General features: G+C 70.9%; 18 protein-coding genes and 1 tRNA gene. 5 read left to right on the plus strand and 14 right to left on the minus strand.

Annotated elements, in window-relative coordinates; genetic code table 11:
• Positions 1-383 precede the first annotated feature (383 nt).
• The gene (locus tag JSQ78_RS03260) at positions 384-2,936 is read right to left on the minus strand and encodes a S8 family serine peptidase (protein WP_211449355.1); all 2,553 of its coding nucleotides are present in this window, start codon (positions 2,934-2,936) and stop codon (positions 384-386) included.
• A gap of 2 nt (positions 2,937-2,938) precedes the next feature.
• Entirely contained in the window at positions 2,939-3,937 is a 999-nt protein-coding gene (locus JSQ78_RS03265; RefSeq protein WP_211449357.1) for an AAA family ATPase, read from the minus strand.
• A 430-nt stretch (positions 3,938-4,367) separates the two neighbouring features.
• Between JSQ78_RS03265 and JSQ78_RS03270 the strand changes: the two genes are divergently transcribed.
• A protein-coding gene (locus tag JSQ78_RS03270) for an IS3 family transposase (protein WP_211449359.1) occupies positions 4,368-5,623 on the plus strand; the annotation gives its coding sequence in 2 pieces (ribosomal slippage) (positions 4,368-4,638 and positions 4,638-5,623; 1,257 coding nt in all).
• Between the two features lie 24 nt (positions 5,624-5,647).
• Here the strand turns inward: JSQ78_RS03270 and JSQ78_RS03275 are convergent.
• The 3 genes from JSQ78_RS03275 to JSQ78_RS03285 all read right to left on the minus strand — a co-directional run bounded on the left by JSQ78_RS03275 (position 5,648) and on the right by JSQ78_RS03285 (position 6,873).
• Positions 5,648-6,325, minus strand: coding sequence for a tyrosine-type recombinase/integrase (locus JSQ78_RS03275; RefSeq protein WP_211449361.1), 678 nt, complete (start codon positions 6,323-6,325; stop codon positions 5,648-5,650).
• 46 nt (positions 6,326-6,371) lie between these two features.
• On the minus strand, positions 6,372-6,608 hold the full coding sequence (locus JSQ78_RS14055) for a helix-turn-helix transcriptional regulator (RefSeq protein ID WP_349305131.1): 237 nt from the start codon (positions 6,606-6,608) through the stop codon (positions 6,372-6,374).
• Between the two features lie 189 nt (positions 6,609-6,797).
• Positions 6,798-6,873, minus strand: a tRNA-Ala gene (locus tag JSQ78_RS03285).
• 38 nt (positions 6,874-6,911) lie between these two features.
• Between JSQ78_RS03285 and JSQ78_RS03290 the strand changes: the two genes are divergently transcribed.
• Both JSQ78_RS03290 and JSQ78_RS03295 read left to right on the plus strand, forming a co-directional pair.
• A complete protein-coding gene (locus tag JSQ78_RS03290; protein ID WP_211449363.1) occupies positions 6,912-7,226 on the plus strand; it encodes a FitA-like ribbon-helix-helix domain-containing protein in 315 nt (104 codons plus the stop codon).
• On the plus strand, positions 7,223-7,648 hold the full coding sequence (locus JSQ78_RS03295; protein WP_211449365.1) for a type II toxin-antitoxin system VapC family toxin: 426 nt from the start codon (positions 7,223-7,225) through the stop codon (positions 7,646-7,648). Before JSQ78_RS03290 ends, JSQ78_RS03295 begins: the two co-directional genes overlap by 4 nt.
• A gap of 33 nt (positions 7,649-7,681) precedes the next feature.
• On the opposite strand, the gene JSQ78_RS03300 is transcribed toward JSQ78_RS03295, so the two are convergent.
• From JSQ78_RS03300 to JSQ78_RS03330, 7 genes are read right to left on the minus strand one after another with little or no spacing between them, the layout of a single operon-like run.
• Positions 7,682-8,539, minus strand: a complete 858-nt coding sequence (locus JSQ78_RS03300; protein WP_283245037.1) for an HpcH/HpaI aldolase/citrate lyase family protein — start codon at positions 8,537-8,539, stop codon at positions 7,682-7,684.
• An 8-nt stretch (positions 8,540-8,547) separates the two neighbouring features.
• Positions 8,548-9,030: a MaoC family dehydratase gene (locus JSQ78_RS03305; RefSeq protein ID WP_021011012.1), complete on the minus strand. Its 483-nt coding sequence runs from the start codon at positions 9,028-9,030 to the stop codon at positions 8,548-8,550.
• Entirely contained in the window at positions 9,027-11,027 is a 2,001-nt protein-coding gene (locus JSQ78_RS03310) for an acetyl/propionyl/methylcrotonyl-CoA carboxylase subunit alpha (RefSeq protein WP_249295861.1), read from the minus strand. Before JSQ78_RS03310 ends, JSQ78_RS03305 begins: the two co-directional genes overlap by 4 nt.
• Positions 11,027-12,700, minus strand: coding sequence for a carboxyl transferase domain-containing protein (locus JSQ78_RS03315; RefSeq protein ID WP_211449366.1), 1,674 nt, complete (start codon positions 12,698-12,700; stop codon positions 11,027-11,029). The genes JSQ78_RS03310 and JSQ78_RS03315 overlap by 1 nt, the downstream gene beginning before the upstream one ends.
• A 36-nt stretch (positions 12,701-12,736) precedes the next feature.
• Positions 12,737-14,062, minus strand: coding sequence for a dihydrolipoamide acetyltransferase family protein (locus JSQ78_RS03320; RefSeq protein ID WP_211449368.1), 1,326 nt, complete (start codon positions 14,060-14,062; stop codon positions 12,737-12,739).
• Positions 14,059-15,090 (minus strand): alpha-ketoacid dehydrogenase subunit beta, encoded by a 1,032-nt coding sequence (locus JSQ78_RS03325; RefSeq protein WP_211449370.1) that lies wholly within the window; start codon positions 15,088-15,090, stop codon positions 14,059-14,061. Before JSQ78_RS03325 ends, JSQ78_RS03320 begins: the two co-directional genes overlap by 4 nt.
• A complete protein-coding gene (locus JSQ78_RS03330) occupies positions 15,087-16,211 on the minus strand; it encodes a thiamine pyrophosphate-dependent enzyme (RefSeq protein ID WP_249295863.1) in 1,125 nt (374 codons plus the stop codon). Before JSQ78_RS03330 ends, JSQ78_RS03325 begins: the two co-directional genes overlap by 4 nt.
• 176 nt (positions 16,212-16,387) lie before the next feature.
• On the opposite strand from JSQ78_RS03330, the gene JSQ78_RS03335 reads away from it, so the two are divergent.
• On the plus strand, positions 16,388-16,861 hold the full coding sequence (locus JSQ78_RS03335; protein WP_211449371.1) for an Lrp/AsnC family transcriptional regulator: 474 nt from the start codon (positions 16,388-16,390) through the stop codon (positions 16,859-16,861).
• 267 nt (positions 16,862-17,128) lie between these two features.
• Here the strand turns inward: JSQ78_RS03335 and JSQ78_RS03340 are convergent, their stop codons facing one another.
• Entirely contained in the window at positions 17,129-17,668 is a 540-nt protein-coding gene (locus JSQ78_RS03340; protein ID WP_211449373.1) for a cyclodeaminase/cyclohydrolase family protein, read from the minus strand.
• An 84-nt stretch (positions 17,669-17,752) separates the two neighbouring features.
• Here JSQ78_RS03340 and JSQ78_RS03345 point away from each other — a divergent pair, with 84 nt between their 5' ends.
• Positions 17,753-18,631: a VOC family protein gene (locus JSQ78_RS03345; RefSeq protein WP_249295865.1), complete on the plus strand. Its 879-nt coding sequence runs from the start codon at positions 17,753-17,755 to the stop codon at positions 18,629-18,631.
• Positions 18,632-18,707: 76 nt separating this feature from the next.
• Here JSQ78_RS03345 and JSQ78_RS03350 read toward each other — a convergent pair whose 3' ends face one another.
• On the minus strand, positions 18,708-20,267 hold the full coding sequence (locus JSQ78_RS03350; protein WP_211450492.1) for an APC family permease: 1,560 nt from the start codon (positions 20,265-20,267) through the stop codon (positions 18,708-18,710).
• Positions 20,268-20,282 lie beyond the last annotated feature (15 nt).

Below are 20,282 nucleotides of genomic sequence, written 5' to 3' on the forward strand. Positions count from 1 at the left end.
AATCAGCGAAGGCCGAAAGTCATGCAAGTGTGTGAGAGCGCGCTGGCCTGGCAAGCACCGGTCGCCTGACTCACGGCACGTACGTTCCACATCCACGAAAGTAGTCCCCGGCCGCGCAAGCGCCTTTCGCATCTGCCGCATGACCTCGTAGACGTGGCATCGCGCACGATGGTTTCAGCACTTCACTTCGATGCGTGGTCTCACGCTCGACATGGTTCAGGGCCGGTCGGTCGGGCTGCGTACGCCCGAGCGAGGCTTAGGTTGCTCGCTCTGGAGTAGCTCCACCGCCCGCCAGCGAGCCTCCATTGCCGCAGCACGAGCCTCACGCGGCCTGGCCCGCGGGCCGCGTGCTGAAGAGGACGGGCGCGTCGGGCGTGCCATCGTCAGGTCGTGATCGCGATGCCGCCGCGCACCTGCTGATGAACGGGCGTCCACAGGTCGACCTCGACCTCGGGGGACTCGATGCTGATGATCAGCGAGTAGTCGACGCCCTGCTCGCTCTGGTCGTCCTTCGCGCGGTTTTTCCACCAGCCGGCCACCGGATAAACGGCGATCGCTCCCTTACTCGCGAGGGCTGCGGCGCTCCCGGACCAGATGTCGGTGTGAAGGGAGCCTGCGGCTTGCTGCTGGTTGCTGCCGAAAAGCCACCCCGACTCGGTGTCGAGGGTGGGTGGCTTCTCACCGTCGATGCGGGCGCGAGTGTTGATGCGTTGACGGAACGACTCCACGCTGTCCTCGGGGCGACGTGTCGCGAACCGGAGTCCGTGTGAGGGGTAAATGTAACGACCCGTCCAGCCGCGACTGGACGGGTTTGGCTCCACAAAGTAGGAGAGGGTGACCCGCATGCGGACTTGGGCAGCACCAAGTGCCTCGAGCTCCGCGATCGGCCACGGCAACTCGTGCAGGTTCATCTCACGGGTCTTGCCGGCGTTGCTCATCCCCTGGCGTTCGTACGGGCGGATCGTCGCCTCCGCAACGAGCGTGAGCGCATCGGCGGCGCTGTAGAGCGCGCGACTCGCATCGGGTACCCCCATCCCATAGCGACGCAGGAGCGCGGTCAGCGCGGTCTTATTGGAGCCTGCGTCGAGGCGGGCCCGCATGGCGTCGGTCCACTCCGCGGAGTGCACCACGAGCGCGCGGATCGTCTCGGGGCGGAGGTCGGGGTAGGCGGCATAGATGTCGGCGGCGATCGCGGCGACGGAGGCGGTGGCGGCGGACGTGTCGCGTGTCGTAGTGAAGAAGCCGTCCCCCGGCGTGCGAAAACGCGTCGTCAGCAGCGCGAGATTCTCCGGCGTGTCTGCCGTGGTCTTGTCGGGTGACGCGGCCACGTTGCCGCCGTCGGCGACCACGTCGGGCTTGAAGGGCCACTTCTTGCGATCGAACAGCACCGAGGTGCGGCTAACCGGGGAGAGCTCGCCGCGCGCGGCTATGGGCTGGTACCCGGCGAAGCTCGCGGGCGCGCCGGACATGTCGTCGTGTGCGGAGTAGGCCCCGACGGTGAGGGCGTTCCACGATTGGGCTGGATCCTCGACGGGTTCCAGGTCGCTGCGCTCAAGATGATCGTCCGTGACAGCGATATCGCGGATGTTGCCGGCTGAGACGACGAACAGCCGGGGCCGCCGTGGCTCGTCTCGGTCGAGATAGGTGAACTTGGGGTCGGTGTCGTCGATCGCGCGGCCGAACGCCAGCGCATCGATCGACGCTGACCAAGAGGTCGGCTTCCCCGCTTCGCGCGCCGCCGTAGCATCACCGTCGGCTCGCGGCGTCGGGTGCCGCGCGGTGATCGCGAGCATGAAAACCCGTGGTCGGTCCACGGCTTGGATCTCCGGCTGGTCGACCGCGCGGGCCGTGACAGCGCCATAGAGGTCTCGGTCGTTGTCTCCACGGTCTGGAAGAAACTTCACCGACTCTAGGCGATGGCGGAGGTCGATCACATCTGAACTCAGCACAGCGGCGTGGAGGTCGCCATAGAGCGCCAGCCCGGCCATCTCGGTGCCGTGACGGTTCACGGGCGGGAGCTGCCACAGCGGGTCTGCGACATGCAGATCCGGAGCGGCTATCGAATCGGCCAGTAGCGGATGCTCGTCTTGGACGCCCGTGTCCAGAATGCAAACGACGGGCGCACCGGGCGCTGCTGGGCGCAGACGCTGACGGAGCTCGTCGATCCAGTCGGCCTGTTCGGAGGCGGGCAGCTCACTGAGGAAGTTCGCGACGTCGTGGGGCTGCCGAAGCTCGGCGATGTCATCCAGCGAACGGAAGGCCTCGGCGAGCTGGTCCGCCGTCGCGTGAAGCAGCACGACAGTCCTGTCGCCGAAGCCCAAATAGTGATCGCTCGTTCGTAGTCCGTGGGCCTTCGCGAAGGCGGTGAAACGCTGCAGTTCGTGGCCATCGCGGTTACGCAACCAAACCTCCCACCATCGCGCTTGCAAAGGATCGGCAGGGTACGCGTCGTCCGCGTCCGTCCAGAGCTCGCGGACCGTCGCGCGCCGGATGGCCTGGATGCCCTCCACCAGAGTCGCGTTGCGCGCCTTGTCGTCCTGCGCGGTCTCCACGTACTGCGTGAGGCGCTTGAGGAAATACTCCTTCTTCCCGTCCGGGATGTAGACAGTCGCGATCTGGACTGCGCCATCGGCGGAGTCGTCCTCCCGCACCGCGACGAGCTCAGGTTGCTCACCGGCCCGCTGCACATCCAAACTCTCCAACGCGAGTTCGAGGCCCGGAAAGGAGACAAATGCGAGATATGTGCCTTCGACCGCCTGTGCATCCGGTGCAGCCGTCACCGCGTTCTCGTATTGCTGGACGAGCGCCGCGCCGTGGCGACGGCGATCTCCCGAGAAGCCCGGCTCGTCGCTGCCGCCGCCACCGGTGGGGGTGGTGAAGGGCTCGGAGTCTGGCCGAGTAGGCACGACGATGTGCGGACGGTCACGTTCAGCCATCCCTACGCGCTCCGGTCACCGAGGCCAGTCGACCGGGGCCGCTCCTCGAGGGCCGAGACCATGTCGCCCGTGAGGACCCGCATCCTGCCCGCAAGGACGCTGCGCTTCGCCGCGTTCTCCGCGCCCGTCGCGATCTCGGCATGGCTGAGTCCGCGGGCGGCCTCAAGTACGCGTGGCCAGCTGAGGTTGCTGATGTTGAACGTCGCGAGCCGGTTCCTGATGACCGCCTGGGCGCTGACGTCGTCGGGAAGCGTGAAGCTCATTACAGTGTCGAACCGTCGATACAGCGCATTATCCAGCAGCTGCGGATGGTTCGTTGCAGCGACGATCACGCTCTCCGAGGTGTCCTCTTCGAGGAACTGCAGGAACGAGTTCAGCACCCGACGTATCTCACCCACATCGTTAGCGGCGGCGCGGTCGCCAGCGAGGGCGTCCACCTCGTCGAACAGGTACACCCCACGGGTCTCGACTAGCGCGTCGAAGATCAGCCGCAGCTTCGCCGCCGTCTCCCCCATGAACTTCGTGATGACCGTATCCAGGCGGATCGCGAACAGCGGAAGGCCGAGCTCGGCCGCGAGTACGCGAGCCGTGGAGGTCTTCCCGGTGCCGGGGGGGCCTAAGAGCAGCAGCCGCCGCGCCGGACTGAGTCCATGCCGCGCAAGGGTGTCCCGCTGACGCTGCTCGAGCAGGACATGCCGCAGGCGCTCTCCGAGATCATCCGAAAGGACGAGATCGCCCAGTCTCGCGTCGGGATAGCTGACCGTGAGCAGCGAGCTCAGCTCGCCGCGAGGCTGCGTTACGGGGACCACCGATGCCACGCGTGAGGACACGGTGCCGCGCTGACGAAGATCCTCGACGAGGTCGCGGAGGTCCTGCGCGAACTTGGACTGACCTGACCGTGCTGCCTTCGCCGCGACCTGCATAGCGACCGCGTAAAACTGTGGGTCGTCGCCGTCGGCGTGACTCTTTACGAGAGCTCTGAGCTGATCGTTGGTTGCCACCGCCTGACCTCCTTGCGCGACGAGTACGGTCCTGACTGGGTCTGGCAGGCTGAAACCCGAGTGTAGCGATGAGCCCGGTGCCAGTCCGGACACCACGCCCCGGCCTGCGGCGACATCGCCCACTCACATGGACCGTGTCCACTCGCGCCGCACCATCCCGATGGAGAGCGTTGGATCCAAAGACGAACACCTCGTTTTCGCCCAGCTCATCGATTCACACGGACGCCCCTTTCGCCAACTCGACCAGTCCACACCAGGCAGACCCAAGCGCATCTTTCGTTGGCCGAGGCACGAGGCTCGCGAGCCGCACGGAACGAAGCGTTGATCCTCTTGCATAAGTCCGTCTTCACCCCAGCGAGCGCTCACCACATGGTGAACCGTCCCCGGTTTGATGCCGGTTCCTTTCGAGTCTGGAAGGAAGATAGTCATCATGCCGAAGCAGATCCCGGAGGAGACGAAGCAGCGAGCGGTCCGGCTCGTGCTCGACCATCTCGATGAGTACCCGAACCTGACGACCGCGTGCGAGACGGTCTCGAAACGGCTCGGCTTCGGTGCCGAGTCGCTGCGCCGCTGGGTGCGGCAGGCGCAGGTCGACGCCGGCGACCGGCACGGTGCCTCGACGAGCGAGTCGGAGCGGGTGCGGCGGCTGGAGCGGGAGAACCGTGAGCTGCGCGAGGCGAACGCGATCCTGCGGGACGCGGCGGTTTTCTTCGCCGGGGAACTCGACCCCCGACGCCGCTGATCGTCGGCTTCATCGACGGTCAGCGAGCCAAGGGCCGCGCGGTCGAGTCGATCTGCCAGGTCCTGCGTCAGCAGGGCGTGCGGGTCGCCGCGCGGACCTACCGGGCGTGGAAGCGCGCCGAGCCCAGCAGCCGAGACCTCGCCGACGCGGTCGTGATCGACGCGCTCCTGGCGACCGTGGGCACGCCGGAGGGCATGTACGGGCGGCGGAAGATGACGGCGCATCTGCGCCGGCAAGGCCACGACGTGTCCCAGCGGCGCGTGGACCGGCACATGCGGGATCTCGGCCTCAACGGCCGGGTCCGCGGACGCGGCGTGCGCACGACCGTCCCGGATCGGAACGCCGAGCGCGCGCCGGATCTGCTCGAGCGCGACTTCACCGCGCCGGCCCCCAACCAGCGCTGGGTGGCGGACTTCACCTACGTGCGCACCTGGGCCGGGTTCGTGTACGTGTCGTTCGTGATCGACTGCTTCTCGCGCGCGATCGTCGGCTGGCAGGCCGCGACCACGAAGACGACGCCGTTGGTGACCACCGCGCTGCGCATGGGCCTGTGGCGACGCGACCGGACCGGACGTGCGGCCGGCGACGGCTTGATCCATCACAGCGATGCCGGGTCCCAATTCACGTCCGTGAGCTTCGCCGAGACGCTCGCGCTCGAGGGCATCGCCGCCTCGATCGGGTCGATCGGCGACGCCTACGACAACGCGCTGGCCGAGTCGACGATCGGGCTGTTCAAGACCGAGGCGATCCGCGACGACTCGCCGTTCCGGACCGGGCCGCTCAAGCAGCTCGAGGACGTCGAATGGGTCACCGCCGAATGGGTCGACTGGTACAACGCCAGACGCCTGCACTCGACCCTCGGCGACGTCCCGCCCGAGGAGTTCGAGACCGCGTACTACGCTCACCTCGAAACGCCATCCCACCCGGTGCTGGCACCCGCATAGGAGCGGCAGAGAACCGGGGACGGTTCAGAGCGTTGGCATGGCGTCGTCGAGGTGCAGGTCGCAGTGGCGCAGTGCGAGCAGCTCTCCGATCCGGAGCCCCACGGCGAGCAGGACGTCGAGCATGTCCGCGACTCGTGGGTCGGGTTTGGGGCCGGGCTTGTCGCGCTTGCTGAGCCATTCGCGGTACGCCCCGCTCAGGATCGCTGCTTGTTCCGGGGCCAGCGTGTAGATCTCCGGCTTCGGGAGCCTAGGAGCCGCGAATGCTGCGAGCGGATTCGTCTTGCGCGCGTCGATCCGCACGGCATCGGCGAGCATCGCCTTCAGGGTCCTGTGCACTCGTCGGGCCAGCGGCGCGTCGCGCTTCGCGAGTGTCCGGATGATGGTCTCGCACCGGGCGATCGTCAGTTCACTCAGCCGCAACTGGCCGAAGTGCTCGACGACATGCTTGGCGTCGGTGGTGTAGTTCTCGAGCGTGCCGGCGGCGAGGGGGCCGAGTGAGCGCTTGCGGTCGAGCCACCAGAGCGCCAGTTCGTCGACGGTGGAGTGGTCGGAGACATAGGCGTCCTCCCGCGTGAGGAACGCCGTCCGAGCGCGCAGCGCCGCCTCTGCCGCTTCCGGCGTATCCCCGATCGCGCTCGGCCGGCGGTCGCGGCCGTCCAGCTCGCGGAAGTGCCCGCGCGCCTGGTAGCGACCGCCCGGCAACGGCGTGATGCTGACGACGCCCCAGGTGCCCGGCTCGAGTCGTGGCCTAGGCACGGTTCGCCTCGATCCACGCGACCACGTCACCGGCGTAGTACCGCACGTGCCTGCCCAACCGGACAAAGCGGGGACCCGTGCCGCGCTGCCGGTGGTGTTGGAGCGTCTTGACGCTGATGTGGAGGGCAGCAGCCACGTCGCGTTCGCGTAGGAGGACGCCCGGCGAGAGCTGGAGCAAGTCGATCGGCACGAGGTGGACTCCGGTGGGAGCGGATGGGGCGCTGGTCACGCTAACTGCATAGACGGCGCTCGGCGGGCCACTCCGGCGAAGTCGAGGAGCTACCGGTACTGGAGGGGCGTGGCCGGGACGTACCGGGACATCAGCGCGGGACCCGCGAAACCTGCCGTGAATCCTGACTTCAGGACGGCACCCGAGCAGGTGCTCTCAGGGAAAAACCCCCGGTCAGACGGGGGTTGTTGGTGGATCTGGGGGGACTCGAACCCCCGACCCCCTGCATGCCATGCAGGTGCGCTACCAGCTGCGCCACAGACCCGTGGTGTGCTCCTCGAAGCAACCTGAACAGCATACAGGATGCCCGGCTTCGAAGTCACATCGACCGAGGAGATGGCGCATCGTCAGGCACGATGCTATCGTCTAAGTGATATCAAGGGGGTCGAGGTGGAGCAGCTCCTGATCCGCAACCTGCCGGTCGGCACCAAGGCAGCGCTGCGCGCTCGCGCACAGCAGCACGGTCGATCGGTCGAAGCGGAAGCGCGCGAGCTCCTCGCGGCCGCGGTGCGCCAGCAGGGCCTGACGCTGGTCGACCTGCTCAGCGTCGACGAGGGCACCGACATCGAGGTCGAGCCCGTCCGCCTCGGTCTCAGCGCGCGAGCCGCCGAGCTGTGAGGTTCGTGCTCGACACGAACGTCGTCTCGGCGCTGCGCGTCCGGGGGCGCAACCCCGCCGTCGAGCGATGGGCGGCCTCGGTGCGCGTCAGCGACCAGTTCGTGACCGCGATGACGCTCGCGGAGCTCGAGCGCAACGTCGCGAAGATGGAGCGGCAGGATGCAGCGCAGGGTGCCATCCTGCGGCGCTGGTTCGACGAGCGCGTGCTGCCGGCCTTCGTGGGTCGCGTGCTCCCCTTCGATCTCTCTTCGGCCCGCGTGCTCGCGAGCTTCCGAGTTCCGGAACGAGCTCCGCTCGACGACGCGCTCATCGCTGCGATCGCTCATGCCCAGGGCATGGTCGTCGTGACTCGGAACATCGAGCACTTCGCACCGCTCGGCGTGCCGACGCTGAACCCGTGGGAGCCGCTCACCTCGGAGTGACGTCGGCGCGCCTCGGCCCCGAGAGGGGTCGGGTCAGTCCGGGCGCTCCTCCGCGCTCACCGCCGCCCGCGCGACGACGCTCCGCGCATGGCGCAGGATCGGCTCGTCGACCATCTGCCCCTCGAATGAGAAGACGCCCGGGTTGTGCATCGCCGCATCGAGGATGCGGCGCGCGCGGTCGAGCTCCTCGTCCGCAGGTGCGAAGGCGCGGCGGTACGGCTCGACGTGGCTCGGGTGGATCGCCGCCTTCGCGCCGAAGCCCGACGCGGCCGCGTCGACCGCCTCGGCGTGCGCGCCCTCGAGGTCCTGGATGTCGGCGCGGATCGCGTCGATCGCGGTGATGCCGAACGCGGCGGCGGCGAGCAGGATGCGGCTGCGCGCGTGCATCGCGACGTCGCGGTAGGCGCCGCTCTCGTCGCGGCTCGAGGTGCCGCCGATCGAGGCGACGAGATCCTCGGCGCCCCACATCATGCCGACGACCGCGTCGTGCGCCGCGAGCTGCTCGGCGGCGAGCACGCCGCGCGCCGTCTCGCACAGCACGACGACGCGCGCGCCCGGCACCGCAGCGACGACCCGGTCGACCTGCGCGGCCGACTCGGCCTTCGCGAGCATGACGGTGCGGAACTGCGACGCCGCGACCGCCGCGAGGTCGTCGTCGAAGCCGGGGGCGGATGCGTCCTGCACCCGCACGATCGTGCGCTCAGGGTCGAGGTCGGCGGCTCGCACCGCCTCGCGCGCCTCGGCCTTGGACTCGGCGCCGACGGCGTCCTCGAGGTCGAGGATGACCGCATCCGACCGCTCGGCCGCCTTCCGGAACCGGTCGGGCCGGTCGCCGGGGCAGAACAGCAGCGCGGGACCCATGCCCAAGGCAGACGAGCTCAGCGCCGCCATGCCGGCGCTCACGCCTCCGCCTCGGGCTTGCCCTGCATGAGCACCTTCCGCACGGCAGTCGCGACGACCTCGCCGTGCTGGTTGAGCGCCCGGTGCTCGAACGTCGCGATGCCCTGCCCCGGCCGCGACCTCGAGGCGCGCTTCTCGAGCACGCGCGTCTCGCAGTAGATCGTGTCGCCGTGGCGCACGGGCGCGGGGAACGTCACCTCGCTGAAGCCGAGGTTCGCGACGATCGTGCCCTGCGTGAGCTGCCCGACCGAGAGGCCCACCATGGTCGCGAGCGTGTGCATCGAGTTCATGAGCGGCTCGCCGAACTCGGTGCCCTCGCTCCAGGCGCGGTCGAGGTGCAGCGGCTGCGGGTTCATCGTGAGCGTCGTGAAGAGCACGTTGTCGGTCTCGGTCATCGTGCGGCCGGGACGGTGCTCGTAGACGACGCCCTCCTCGAGCTCGTCGAAGTAGAGGCCCCGCTGCGTGATTCGGCGCTCGCTCATGCGTCCTCCTGGCTCTCGGGCGTGACGGTCGCGAGCTCCTGCCCGCGCGTCACCTGCTCCCCCACCCTCGCATGCACGTGCACGGTGCCGGCGACGGGCGCGCGCAGCACGTGCTCCATCTTCATCGCCTCGACGCTCACGACGGCTTGGCCCTCCTCGACGCGATCACCGTCGGATGCGTGCACGGCGACGACCGTGCCGGGCATCGGTGAGGCGAGGGTCGGCTCGGCGGCTGCGCGGCCGCGGCGGGTGCGAGGCGGGGCCTCGACGAGCACGTCGCCGCCCTCGGTCCACACCCAGGTGCCCTCCGCCGTCTCGAGCACCGGGCGCTCGATCCTCAGCCGCTCCCAGCGCTCGGTCGAGCCGTCGGCGCGCCGCACCTCGATGTCGACGCCGCGCGACTCCTCGACGCGGTGCTCGTTCGGGTCGTCGATGCGCCGCACGCGCACGGTCGCGATCCCGTCGCCGTCGGCGAAGCGCGCGGCGCGCCCGACGGCGCCGCCGAGGCGCCAGCCGTCGGCTGCCCATGCACCCAGGAGGCCCGGCCCACGCTGCGCCCGCGACGCCGCCGCGATCGCGAACCGCTCCCCGTCGTCGGCGGGACGCGCGAGCCGCTCCCCCTCGCGGTCGATGAAGCCCGTGTCGAGCTCGCCCGCGCGCACGCTCGGCTCCTGCAGCAGCGCCCGGAGGAAGCCCCGGTTCGTCACGACGCCGAACAGGTGCATGCCGGCGAGCGCCCGGTCGAGCCGGTCGATCGCCTCCGCGCGCGAGTCGCCGTGCGCGATGACCTTCGCGATCATCGGGTCGTAGCTCGAGCCGACTGCGGTGCCGTGGCCGACGCCCGCGTCGACGCGCACGCGCGGCGGCACCGTCCCGTCGTAGTCGGCGTCGTCCCACGGCCACTCGACGTCGAGCACGGTGCCGCCGGTCGGCAGGAAGCCCGCCGCCGGGTCCTCGGCGTAGATGCGCGCCTCGATCGCGTGGCCCTCGAGCCGCACGTCGTCCTGCGCGATCGCGAGCGGCTCCCCCGCCGCGATGCGCAGCTGCTGCTCGACGAGGTCGATGCCCGTGACCATCTCGGTCACCGGGTGCTCGACCTGCAGGCGCGTGTTCATCTCCATGAAGAACGGCTCGTCGGGCCGATCGCCCGCGACGATGAACTCGACCGTGCCTGCGCCGACGTAGCCGACGGAGCGCGCGGTCTCGACGGCCGCCTGGCCGATCGCGGCGCGCTGCGCCTCGGTGAGGAGCGCGCTCGGCGCCTCCTCGATGACCTTCTGGTGGCGGCGCTGCAGCGAGCACTCGCGCTCGCCGAGGTGGATGACGTTGCCGTGCGTATCGGCGAGCACCTGCACCTCGATGTGGCGCGGGTTGGTCACGAACCGCTCGATGAAGAGCGTGTCGTCGCCGAACGCGCTCTTCGCCTCGCGGCGTGCGGCCTGCAGCGCGGCCGGCAGCTCGGCGGGGTCGTCGACGCGGTACATGCCCTTGCCGCCGCCGCCCGCCGCGGGCTTGATGAGCACGGGGTAGCCGACGCGCTCGGCGCCCGCGATGAGCGCCGCATCGTCGAGGCCCGGCTCCGCGATGCCCGGCACCGTCGCGACGCCGCGCGACTCGACGGCGTGCCTGGCTGAGATCTTGTCGCCCATCGTCTCGATGGCGAGAGCGCTCGGCCCGATGAAGACGATGCCCGCGTCCTCGCACGCGCGGGCGAAGGCGGCGTTCTCCGACAGGAAGCCGTAGCCGGGGTGGATGGCCTGCGCACCCGAGGTGCGCGCCGCATCCAGGATCTTGCTCGTCGAGAGGTAGGTGTCGCGCAGCGCCCCGCTGCCGAGCGAGACGGTCTCGTCGAAGTGCTCGGGGTGCGGCGAGGGATCGTCGTCGGCGCGCACGGCGACCGAGCGGATGCCGAGGTCGCGGAGCGTGCGCGCGATGCGGATGGCGATCTCGCCGCGGTTGGCGACGAGCACGGTGTCGAACAGGGAGGCCATCTGCATCACATCCGGAAGACGCCGAAGCGCGGCTCGGGCATCGGCACGGCGGTGACGACGTCGAGCGCCATGCCGAGGATGCGGCGGGTGTCGGCGGGGTCGATCACGCCGTCGTCCCAGAGCCTCGCGGACGAGTAGTAGGGGTTGCCCTGCTGCTCGTACTGCTCGCGCACGGGGCGCTCGAACTCGGCCTGCGCATCCGCCGACCACTCCTCGCCCGCGGCCTCGAGCTGCTCGCGCTTGACGGTCGAGAGCACCGACGCGGCCTGCGGGCCGCCCATGACGCTCACGCGCGCGTTGGGCCACAGCCACAGGAAGCGGGGGTCGTAGGCGCGGCCGCACATCGAGTAGGTGCCGGCGCCGAAGGAGCCGCCGACGACGACGGTGAGCTTCGGCACGCGCGTCGTCGCGACGGCGGTGACCATCTTGGCGCCGTGCTTGGCGATGCCGCCGCGCTCGGCCTCCGAGCCGACCATGAAGCCGGTGATGTTCTGCAGGAACACGAGCGGCACGCCCCGCTGGTCGCACAGCTCGATGAAGTGCGCGCCCTTCATCGCCGACTCCGAGAAGAGCACGCCGTTGTTCGCGACGATGCCGACGGTGTGGCCGTGCAGCTCGGCGAAGCCGGTCACGAGCGTGTCGCCGTAGCCGGCCTTGAACTCGTGGAACTCGCTGCGGTCGACGATGCGCGCGATGACCTCGCGCACGTCGTACGGCGTCTGGAGGTCGGGCGGGATGACGTCGTAGAGGGTGGATGGGTCGACGGCGGGCGCGCTCTCGTCGTCGAGCGCGCTGAGGGGCGCGTAGGCGAACCAGCCGAACGATTGCGCCTTCGCCGGCACGGCGCTCGCGGCGGCGCGGTCGCCCGGCGGGAGCGCCTCGACCATGTCGCGCACGATCTCGAGCGCGTGCTCGTCGTCGTCGGCGAGGTGGTCGACGACGCCAGAGACCTCGGCGTGCAGCTCGCCGCCGCCGAGCGACTCCGCGTCGACGACCTCGCCGGTCGCAGCCTTCACGAGCGGCGGTCCGCCGAGGAAGATCGTGCCCTGCTCACGCACGATGACGGTCTCGTCGCTCATCGCCGGCACGTAGGCGCCTCCCGCGGTCGACGAGCCCATCACGGCCGCCAGCTGCGGGATGCCCTGGGCCGAGAGCTGCGCCTGGTTGAAGAAGATGCGGCCGAAGTGCTCGCGGTCGGGGAACACCTCGTCCTGCATCGGCAGGAACGCGCCGCCGGAGTCGACGAGCGCGATGCACGGCAGCCGGTTCTCGCGCGCGATCTGCTGCGCGCGCAGGTGCTTCTTCACCGTGAGCGGGTAGTAGGTGCCGCCCTTGACGGTCGCGTCGTTCGCGATCACCATCACGTGCCGGCCGTGCACGAGGCCGATGCCCGCGACGATGCCGGCGCTCGGCGCATCCTGCCCGTCCTCCCCGTAGACCTCCCACGCCGCGAGCGGCGCGACCTCGAGGAACGGGCTGCCGGGGTCGAGCAGCTGGTCGATGCGGTCGCGGGCGAGCAGCTTGCCGCGCGCGACGTGCCGCTCGCGCGACTTCTCGGGTCCGCCGAGCGCCACTTGGGCGAGCCGCTCGCGCAGCTGCGAGACGAGCGCCTCCATCGCCGCGCGGTTGGCGCGAGCCTGCTCCCCCGCGAGGTCGACGCGGGTTTCGAGTCGGTGCATGGCCCTACCGTGCCATGCCGAGGCCGAGAGCCGGCATCAGCGCGCCAGCGCGAGCGCCGGGCGCTCGAGCACAGCGGCGATGTCGGCGAGGAAGCCCGCCGCCTCGCGGCCGTCGAGCACGCGGTGGTCGAACGAGACGGTCACGGTGCACACGTCGCGCAGCACGATCTCGCCCTCGTGCTCCCACGGCATCCGCCGCACGGCGCCGAGCGCGATGATCGCCGACTCCCCCGGGTTGAGGATCGGGATGCCGCCGTCGACGCCGAAGACGCCGACGTTCGAGATCGTGATGTTCGACGACGTGAGCTCGGCCATCGTGAGCGAGCCCTCGCGGGCGCGCGTCGCGCGGTCCTTGATCGCGGTCGTGAGCGCCGACGCATCCATCGACTCCGCCTCGTCGATCGAGGCGACCACGAGCCCGCGGTCGGTCGAGACGGCGATGCCGAGGTTGATGTGGGCGAAGCGCTCGAGCTCCATCGTGTCGGCGTGGAAGGCGGCCGTCACGTCGGGCCAGCGCTTCGCGGCGAGCAGGATCGCCCGGCTCGCGAGCGCGAGGAACGACGCGTCGCCCGAGCGGGCGAGCGCGAGCGTCTCGGTCACGTCGACCTGGTGGAACGTCGCGGCGTGCGGCACGGTGAGCGCCGATTGCGTCATCGCGGCGGCGGTGTGCTTGCGCAGCCCCGTGACCTTCTCGCGCGTCGACGCGGGCTGCGGCTGGGCCTGGGGGCCGGATGCGGTGCCTGCGGTCTCGAGGTCGGCGCGCGTGACGAGGCCGTCACGGCCCGAGGGCCGCACCGACTGCAGGTCGATGCCACGCTCCTTCGCGAGCTTGCGGACGGGCGGCATCGCGCGGTTGGGGCGGCCGCTCGGCCGCTCCTGCCGTGTGAAGGGCTCGACGTCCCACGCGCGGCGCTTCCTGGTGGGCTTGCCGCCGTGCACGGTGATGTGGCCGACGAGCACCGAGACCTTCTCGGGCTTCTCCTCCGGCGCCGGGGCGTCGCGCACCTCGGCGACAGTCTCGTCGGGCGTCGCGACCGGGCCGCCCGCGGGCGAGGGTGCTGGATCGTCGTGCGCCGACGCATCCGTGGCCGACGCATCCGACCCCGACGGCGCAGGCGCGTCATCGCCCGCGACATCGAAGTCGATGAGCGGCGCGCCGACGTCGACCGTCTCGCCCTCGGCGGCGTGGAGCTTCGCGATCGTGCCCTCGTAGGGGCTCGGCAGCTCGACGACGGCCTTCGCCGTCTCGATGTCGGCGAGCGGCTGGTTGAGCTCGACCGCGTCGCCCTCCTTGACGCGCCACGCGACGATCTCGCTGTCGGTGAGGCCCTCGCCCAGGTCGGGCAGCAGGAACGTCTTCATCGGGCGGCTCCCAGTGCGGTGACGGATGCGTAGTCGAGGTCGGTGCGCGAGTTGCGGCGGCCGAGGGTGCGGTCGACCGCGTCGAGCAGCCGGTCGAGGCTCGGCAGGTAGTCGTGCTCGACGGCCGACGGCGGGTAGGGCGTGTCGTAGCCCGTGACGCGCTCGGGCGGCGCCTCGAGGCTCGAGAAGGCGCGCTCGACGACGGAGGTGATGAGCTCGGAGGAGACCGACGACTCGGCGGGCGCCTCGTGCGTGACGACGAGCCGGCCGGTGCGGCGCACCGACTCGACGACCGTGTCGACGTCGAGCGGTGAGATCGAGCGGAGGTCGATCACCTCGACCTCGATGCCCTCGTCGGCGGCGGCGATCGCCGCGCGGAGCGCTGTCTCGACCGTCGGGCCGTAGGCGGCGATCGTCACGTCGCGACCGCTCGCGACGACGTTCGCCGTCTCGAGGTCGCGGACGACCGAGCGGTCGACCTCGCCCTTCGTGTAGTACTTGCCCTTCGGCTCGAAGAACAGCACGGGGTCGTCGCTCGCGATCGCGGCGCGCAGTGTCGAGTACGCCTCCTGCGGCGTCGACGCGGTCACGACGCGGAGGCCCGCGGTGTGGGCGAAGTACGACTCGGGGCTCTCGGAGTGGTGCTCGACCGAGCCGATCGCACCGCCGTAGGGCACGCGGATCGTGAGCGGCATCGTGACGCGGCCGCGCGAGCGGTAGCGGAGCTTCGCGACCTGCGCGACGATCTGGTCGAACGCGGGGTAGATGAAGCCGTCGAACTGGATCTCGGTCACGACGCGGAAGCCGCGGTAGCTCATGCCGATCGCGGTGCCGATGATCGCCGACTCCGCGAGCGGCGAGTCGATGACCCGTTGCGTGCCGAAGCGCGCCTGCAGGCCGTCGGTGACGCGGAAGACGCCGCCGAGCTGGCCGATGTCCTCGCCCATGAGCAGGACCCGGTCGTCGCCCTCGAGGGAGTCGGCGAGGGCCGCGTTGACGGCCTTCGCGAGCGTGAGCGTCTCGGTCACTCGGCCACCTCCGCGAGGCTCGCGACGAAGGCGAGGTGCTCGGCGCGCTGGCGCTCGAGCCGGCGGCTCGGCTGCGCGTAGACGTTGTCGAAGATCTCCTCGGCGGCGGGCGGCTCGGCGTGCTCCGCGGCGGCGCGGAACTCCTTCGCGAGCCGGTCGGCGCGCACCTTCGCCTCGGCGCGCACAGCATCCATGTCGACGCCGCAGCGAGCGAGCGCGCGCTCGACGCGGTCGATCGGGTCCTTCGCGACCCACTCCTCGACCTCCGCCTCGTCGCGGTAGCGCTTCGGGTCGTCGGTCGTCGTGTGGGGGCCTCGGCGGTAGGTGACGGCCTCGATGAACGTCGGGCCGCCACCCGAGCGCGCGCGCTCGACGGCGATGCGGCCGGCGGCGAGCATCGCGAGCACGTCGTTGCCGTCGACGCGCATCGACGGGATGCCGAAGCCGGTCGGGCGCAGCGCGAGCGGCAGACCGCCCGACTGCACGGCGACGGGCTCGGAGATCGCGTACTGGTTGTTCTGGCAGAGGAAGATCACGGGCGCCTGGAACGCGGATGCCCACACGAGCGCCTCGTTGACGTCGCCCTCGCTCGTGGCGCCGTCGCCGAACGCCGTGAGCGCGACCTCGTCCGACCCATCCATCTTCGCCGCCATCGCGTAGCCGACGCCGTGCAGGGACTGGGCGCCGATGATGATCTGCGACGGCGCCATGTTGATCTCGTGCGGGTCCCAGCCGGCGTGCGCGTAGGCCTTCCAGATGCGCGCGAACTCGGCCATGTCGGCGCCGCGCAGGAGCGCGAAGCCGTGCTCGCGGTAGGAGCCGAAGACCCAGTCGCGCTGCTCGAGCGAGCGGGCGGCGCCGACCTGGGCGGCCTCCTGGCCGAGCAGCGGCGGCCACAGCACGAGGTGGCCCTGGCGCGTGAGGGCGAACGCCTCGGTGTCGAGGCGTCGCACGCGCACCATGTCGAGGTAGAGGTCGGCGAGCGCCGACTCGTCGATGTCGCCGAGGTGGGCGTCGAGCAGCGGGTCGTGCAGGCGGGTGCCGTCGAGGTCGAGGACGCGCAGCGGGCAGTCGAGGCCGGCGGCGAGCGCGGGGTCGGGAGCGGGCACGGTGATCGACACGAGCGAACCTCCTTGTTCGAAGCGCCTCGTGGGCGCCGGTCGGATCGGCCAGGCTGGTGCGCCTCGTCGATCGTGGACCGACCGTACCGCCGGAAGTCACTCCGCGCAATCTGCGACACGCAGGCTGCGCGGTGCGCGCATTCCACGGGCGCATCGGCTGCGCTAGATTGCGCAGCATGCGCATCGTCGATGACACCGACCGCCGGATCCTGCTCGAGCTCACGCGGCATCCGCGGATCACGAACGCCGCGATCGCCGAGCAGCTCGGCCTCGCGCGCAACACGGTGCAGAACCGGGTGGCGGCGCTCGAGGCGTCGGATGCGCTGCAGGGCTTCGACCGCAGGTTCCACGCCGCGGCCCTCGGCTACCCCCTCACGGTGTTCATGGCGACGCACGTCGACCAGCCGCGCATCGACGAGGTCGTCGAGCAGCTGCGGCGGATCCCGGAGGTTGTGCAGGCGTTCGGGCTCTCGGGCCAGGCCGACGTGCTCGTGCGCGCGGTGTGCCGCGACGCGGAGGACCTCTACCGCATCAACAAGCTCGTGCTCGCGTGCGACGGCGTCGAGCGCACCGAGACGTGGCTGTCGATGGGCGAGCTCATCCCCTTCCGGCTCGCCCCCGTGCTCGAGCGGGACCTGCAGGCGCACTGAGCCTCGGCGCGCGCAGGCTGCGGCCGCCTCCGCGGACCCATGCTCGGCAGCGGGACCCGAGATCTCGGGTCCGCGCGCCGAAGAGGGGTCCGCTTCGCGTTTCGGCGGGCGACTCGACCGGCTCGCGCCGACTCGACCGGTTCCGGCAGCGACTCGACCCGCTCTCGCCGAGTCGACCTGCTGCAACGGCTCGGCTCGGCGAGAACGGGTCGCGTCGCCGCGGCAAGTCGATTGGCGCGGTTCCGGGTCGCGTCGCCGCTCAGCGGGCTACTCCGCCAGCCGCTGCCGGAGCGCGTCGAGGCGCTGCCGCAGCGCGGGTGCGTCGGCGGCGTCGCGGTCCTCGAGCGACGCCACGTTGAGCTCGGCCGCCCGCAGCGCGACCGTCGAGGCGCCGCGCACGAGGTCGGCGCCGCCCAGCACGTCGCTCTCGAGCGTCGGCTTCACGAGCGGCTCCGCCTCGCGAGCGAGCTCGAGCGCGTCGACGAAGGCTGCCGCGAGGTCGAGCGGCACGGCGGCGGCTCGGGCGAGCGCCCGCTCGGCGTCCGCACCACCGTCCGCGTCGATCACCTCGGCGAACGCTTCGACGTCCGCGTCGGCAGCCGCCACCACGCGCTCGACGAGGGCCTCTCCCCTCGCGCGCGCCGCAGCGCATCCGTCGTCGCCGGTGATCGTGAGCGCCTCGAGCACGAGCGCGATGCCGAGCGCGCCGGCGACCGCGGCCGCCGCGCCGCTGCCCGGCGTCGGCTCGGCCGAGGCCGTGCGCAGCAGCAGCTCGTCGGCACGGCCCGACCACACGCTCTCGCCCATGGAGCGCGACCATACCCGGCGGTTCCCGAGTGCCCGCCCGGAATGCCCGGCGGCGGGCGGCGTTGCCCTCTCGTGGAGGAACTCATGGACACCATCGACCTGCTGCCCGACGCCACCGACATGGGCCCGGTGATGCTCAAGACCGCGAAGCTCGCTCGGCTCGTGCACTGGTACACCGCCGGGGTCGGCCTCGAGCACATCGCCGAGCGCCCGGGCGTCGTCGAGCTCGGCGTGGGCGGCCGCACGATCCTCGTGCTCGAGGAGGCGCCCGACCTGCGCGGCCCGAACCCGGCCGACGCGGGCCTGTTCCACACCGCGATCCTCTACCCGACGCACGCCGCCCTCGCCGCCGCGGTCGTGCGGATGACGCAGATCCCCGGCATCCAGTTCGCCGGCACCGGCGACCACCACGTCTCCGAGGCGTTCTACTTCGCCGACCCCGACGGCAACGGCGTCGAGCTCTACGTCGACCGGCCGCGCGACCAGTGGCGCTGGGAGGGCGGCAAGGTCTACATGACGACCGAGTTCATCGACCCGAACCGCTTCGTCAGCGAGCACCTCGACCGCGGCTCGTTCGGGCAGTCGGCGACGGCGCCGGTCGGCGCCAAGGTCGGCCACGTGCACCTGCAGGTCGGCGACGTCGCGACCGCGCGCGACTTCTACGTCGGCGCGCTCGGCTTCGCCGAGACCGCCTCGCTCGGCAGCACGGCGCTCTTCGTGAGCGCGGGCGGCTACCACCACCACATGGCGATGAACGTGTGGAACTCGCGCGGCGCCGGGCGCCGCGCCGACACGCTCGGGCTCGGCCGCGTCGAGATCCGGGTGCCCGATGCGGATGCGCTCGGCTCGGCGCGCGAGCGGCTCGCGTCCGCGGGCGTCGCGGTCGCCGACGACGGCCAGAGCCTCCGCTTCGAGGACCCGTGGGCGAACGTCATCACGCTCACGCCCTCGCTCGCCCGCTAGGCAGGCAGGCAGCGCGGATGCGTCCGGCTCGGTCCGTGGGGACCCGAGCCGGACGCATCCGTCGTCGTGGACGCCGCTACTTGATGAAGAGCGCCTTCGTGTCGAGGTCGCCCCGGTTGAAGCCCATCGGGAGCACCTCGCCGCGGAAGAACGCCGGGCGCAGCTTGCGCATGATGAGCATGAGCACGACGCCGAGCAGCAGCATGCCGACGCCGAGGATGCCGACGAGGCCGACGCCGCCGATCTCGGAGCCCGAGCCGTAGGCCGGGTCGAGGCTGTCGACGAGCGTCTGCACGAAGAGCACCACGAGCATGATGCCGCCGAGCAGCGGCGCGAGCAGCTGCACCAGGAACGCCTTGACCCCCGACGACGTCGACGTCTTGCGGAAGTACCAGACCGCGCTCAGCGCCGTCAGGCCGTAGTAGAAGCACACCATCATGCCGAGCGCCGTGATGGTGTCCCACAGCACGTTCTCGCTCACGAAGCGCATGACCGCGTAGAAGCCGCTCGCGACGAGCGCCGAGACGACCGCCGCGAAGCCGGGCGTGCGGAAGCGCGGGTGCACGGTCGCGAAGCGTGCGGGCACGGCGCGGTAGTGCCCCATCGCGAGCAGCGTGCGCGCCGGTGAGAGCGCGGTCGACTGCAGCGACGCCGCCGACGACGTGAGCACCGCGAGCGAGATGAGCCAGGCGAGCGGCCCCATGATCGGGTCGGAGAGGAAGAACAGCACGTTCTCCTGGATGTCGGCGTTGCCGAGGCCGAGCCCGGTGTCGCCGACGCCGGCGAAGGCGAGCAGCGCGATCGCGAGCAGCAGGTAGAGGCCGAGCACGATGACGATCGTGATCGCGGCGGCGCGGCCGGGCGTGCGCGCCGGGTCCTTCGCCTCCTCGTTCATCGTCAGCACGACGTCCCAGCCCCAGAAGATGAAGATCGAGAGCGACAGGCCCGCGATGACCGCGCTGACCGACGGCGCCTGGAACACGCTGAACCACGACGGGTCGATCGGCGTGTGGTCGAGCGCCTCGCCGGAGGAAGCCCGCACGAGCGCGGTGATGCCGAAGGCGAGCAGCACGAGCACCTGGAAGGCGACGAGCGCCAGCTGCAGGCGCTGCGTGGTCTCGATGTCGCGGTACGAGATGAACGTCGCGGCCGCCATGAACGCGAGGCACGTGATGACGTTGATGAAGGGGTTCGCCGCGAGCTCGGCGATCGACTCGTTGCCCGTGATCTGCGCGAGCAGCAGGTAGAGGAAGTCGACCGCGATGCCCGCGAGGTTCGAGAGCACGAGCACGGTCGCGATCACGAGGCCCCAGCCGGCCATCCAGCCGACGTACGGGCCGAAGGCGCGCGTGGCCCACGTGAACGAGGTGCCGGCGTCGGGCATCGCGCGGTTGAGCTCGCGGTAGCCGAACGCCACGAGCAGCATGGGCACGAAGCCGAGCAGGATGATGGCGGGCACCTGCACGCCGACGGCGCTCACCGTCGGGCCGATCGCCGCGGTGAAGGTGTAGGCGGGCGCGATCGTCGAGACGCCGATCACGACGGCCCCGAGCACCCCGACGGTGCCGGGCGCGAGGCCCTTGTTCGAGACGGCGGCGTCGGCCGCTCGTGTTGCAGTCACCTTTGACTCCTCTATCCGGATCTGGCTCGG

This window comes from Agrococcus sp. Marseille-Q4369, assembly GCF_018308945.1.
Classification (GTDB): domain Bacteria; phylum Actinomycetota; class Actinomycetes; order Actinomycetales; family Microbacteriaceae; genus Agrococcus.

Coding starts and splice junctions, on each gene's coding strand:
- JSQ78_RS03310 (WP_249295861.1), bottom strand. CDS start 11,027: ATGCAGATGGCCTCCCTGTTCGACACCGTGCTCGTCGCCAACCGCGGC.
- JSQ78_RS03300 (WP_283245037.1), bottom strand. CDS start 8,539: ATGGCGGCGCTGAGCTCGTCTGCCTTGGGCATGGGTCCCGCGCTGCTG.
- JSQ78_RS03260 (WP_211449355.1), bottom strand. CDS start 2,936: ATGGCTGAACGTGACCGTCCGCACATCGTCGTGCCTACTCGGCCAGAC.
- JSQ78_RS03290 (WP_211449363.1), top strand. CDS start 6,912: ATGCCCGGCTTCGAAGTCACATCGACCGAGGAGATGGCGCATCGTCAG.
- JSQ78_RS03345 (WP_249295865.1), top strand. CDS start 17,753: ATGGACACCATCGACCTGCTGCCCGACGCCACCGACATGGGCCCGGTG.
- JSQ78_RS03340 (WP_211449373.1), bottom strand. CDS start 17,668: ATGGGCGAGAGCGTGTGGTCGGGCCGTGCCGACGAGCTGCTGCTGCGC.
- JSQ78_RS03305 (WP_021011012.1), bottom strand. CDS start 9,030: ATGAGCGAGCGCCGAATCACGCAGCGGGGCCTCTACTTCGACGAGCTC.
- JSQ78_RS03335 (WP_211449371.1), top strand. CDS start 16,388: ATGCGCATCGTCGATGACACCGACCGCCGGATCCTGCTCGAGCTCACG.
- JSQ78_RS03320 (WP_211449368.1), bottom strand. CDS start 14,062: ATGAAGACGTTCCTGCTGCCCGACCTGGGCGAGGGCCTCACCGACAGC.
- JSQ78_RS03315 (WP_211449366.1), bottom strand. CDS start 12,700: ATGCACCGACTCGAAACCCGCGTCGACCTCGCGGGGGAGCAGGCTCGC.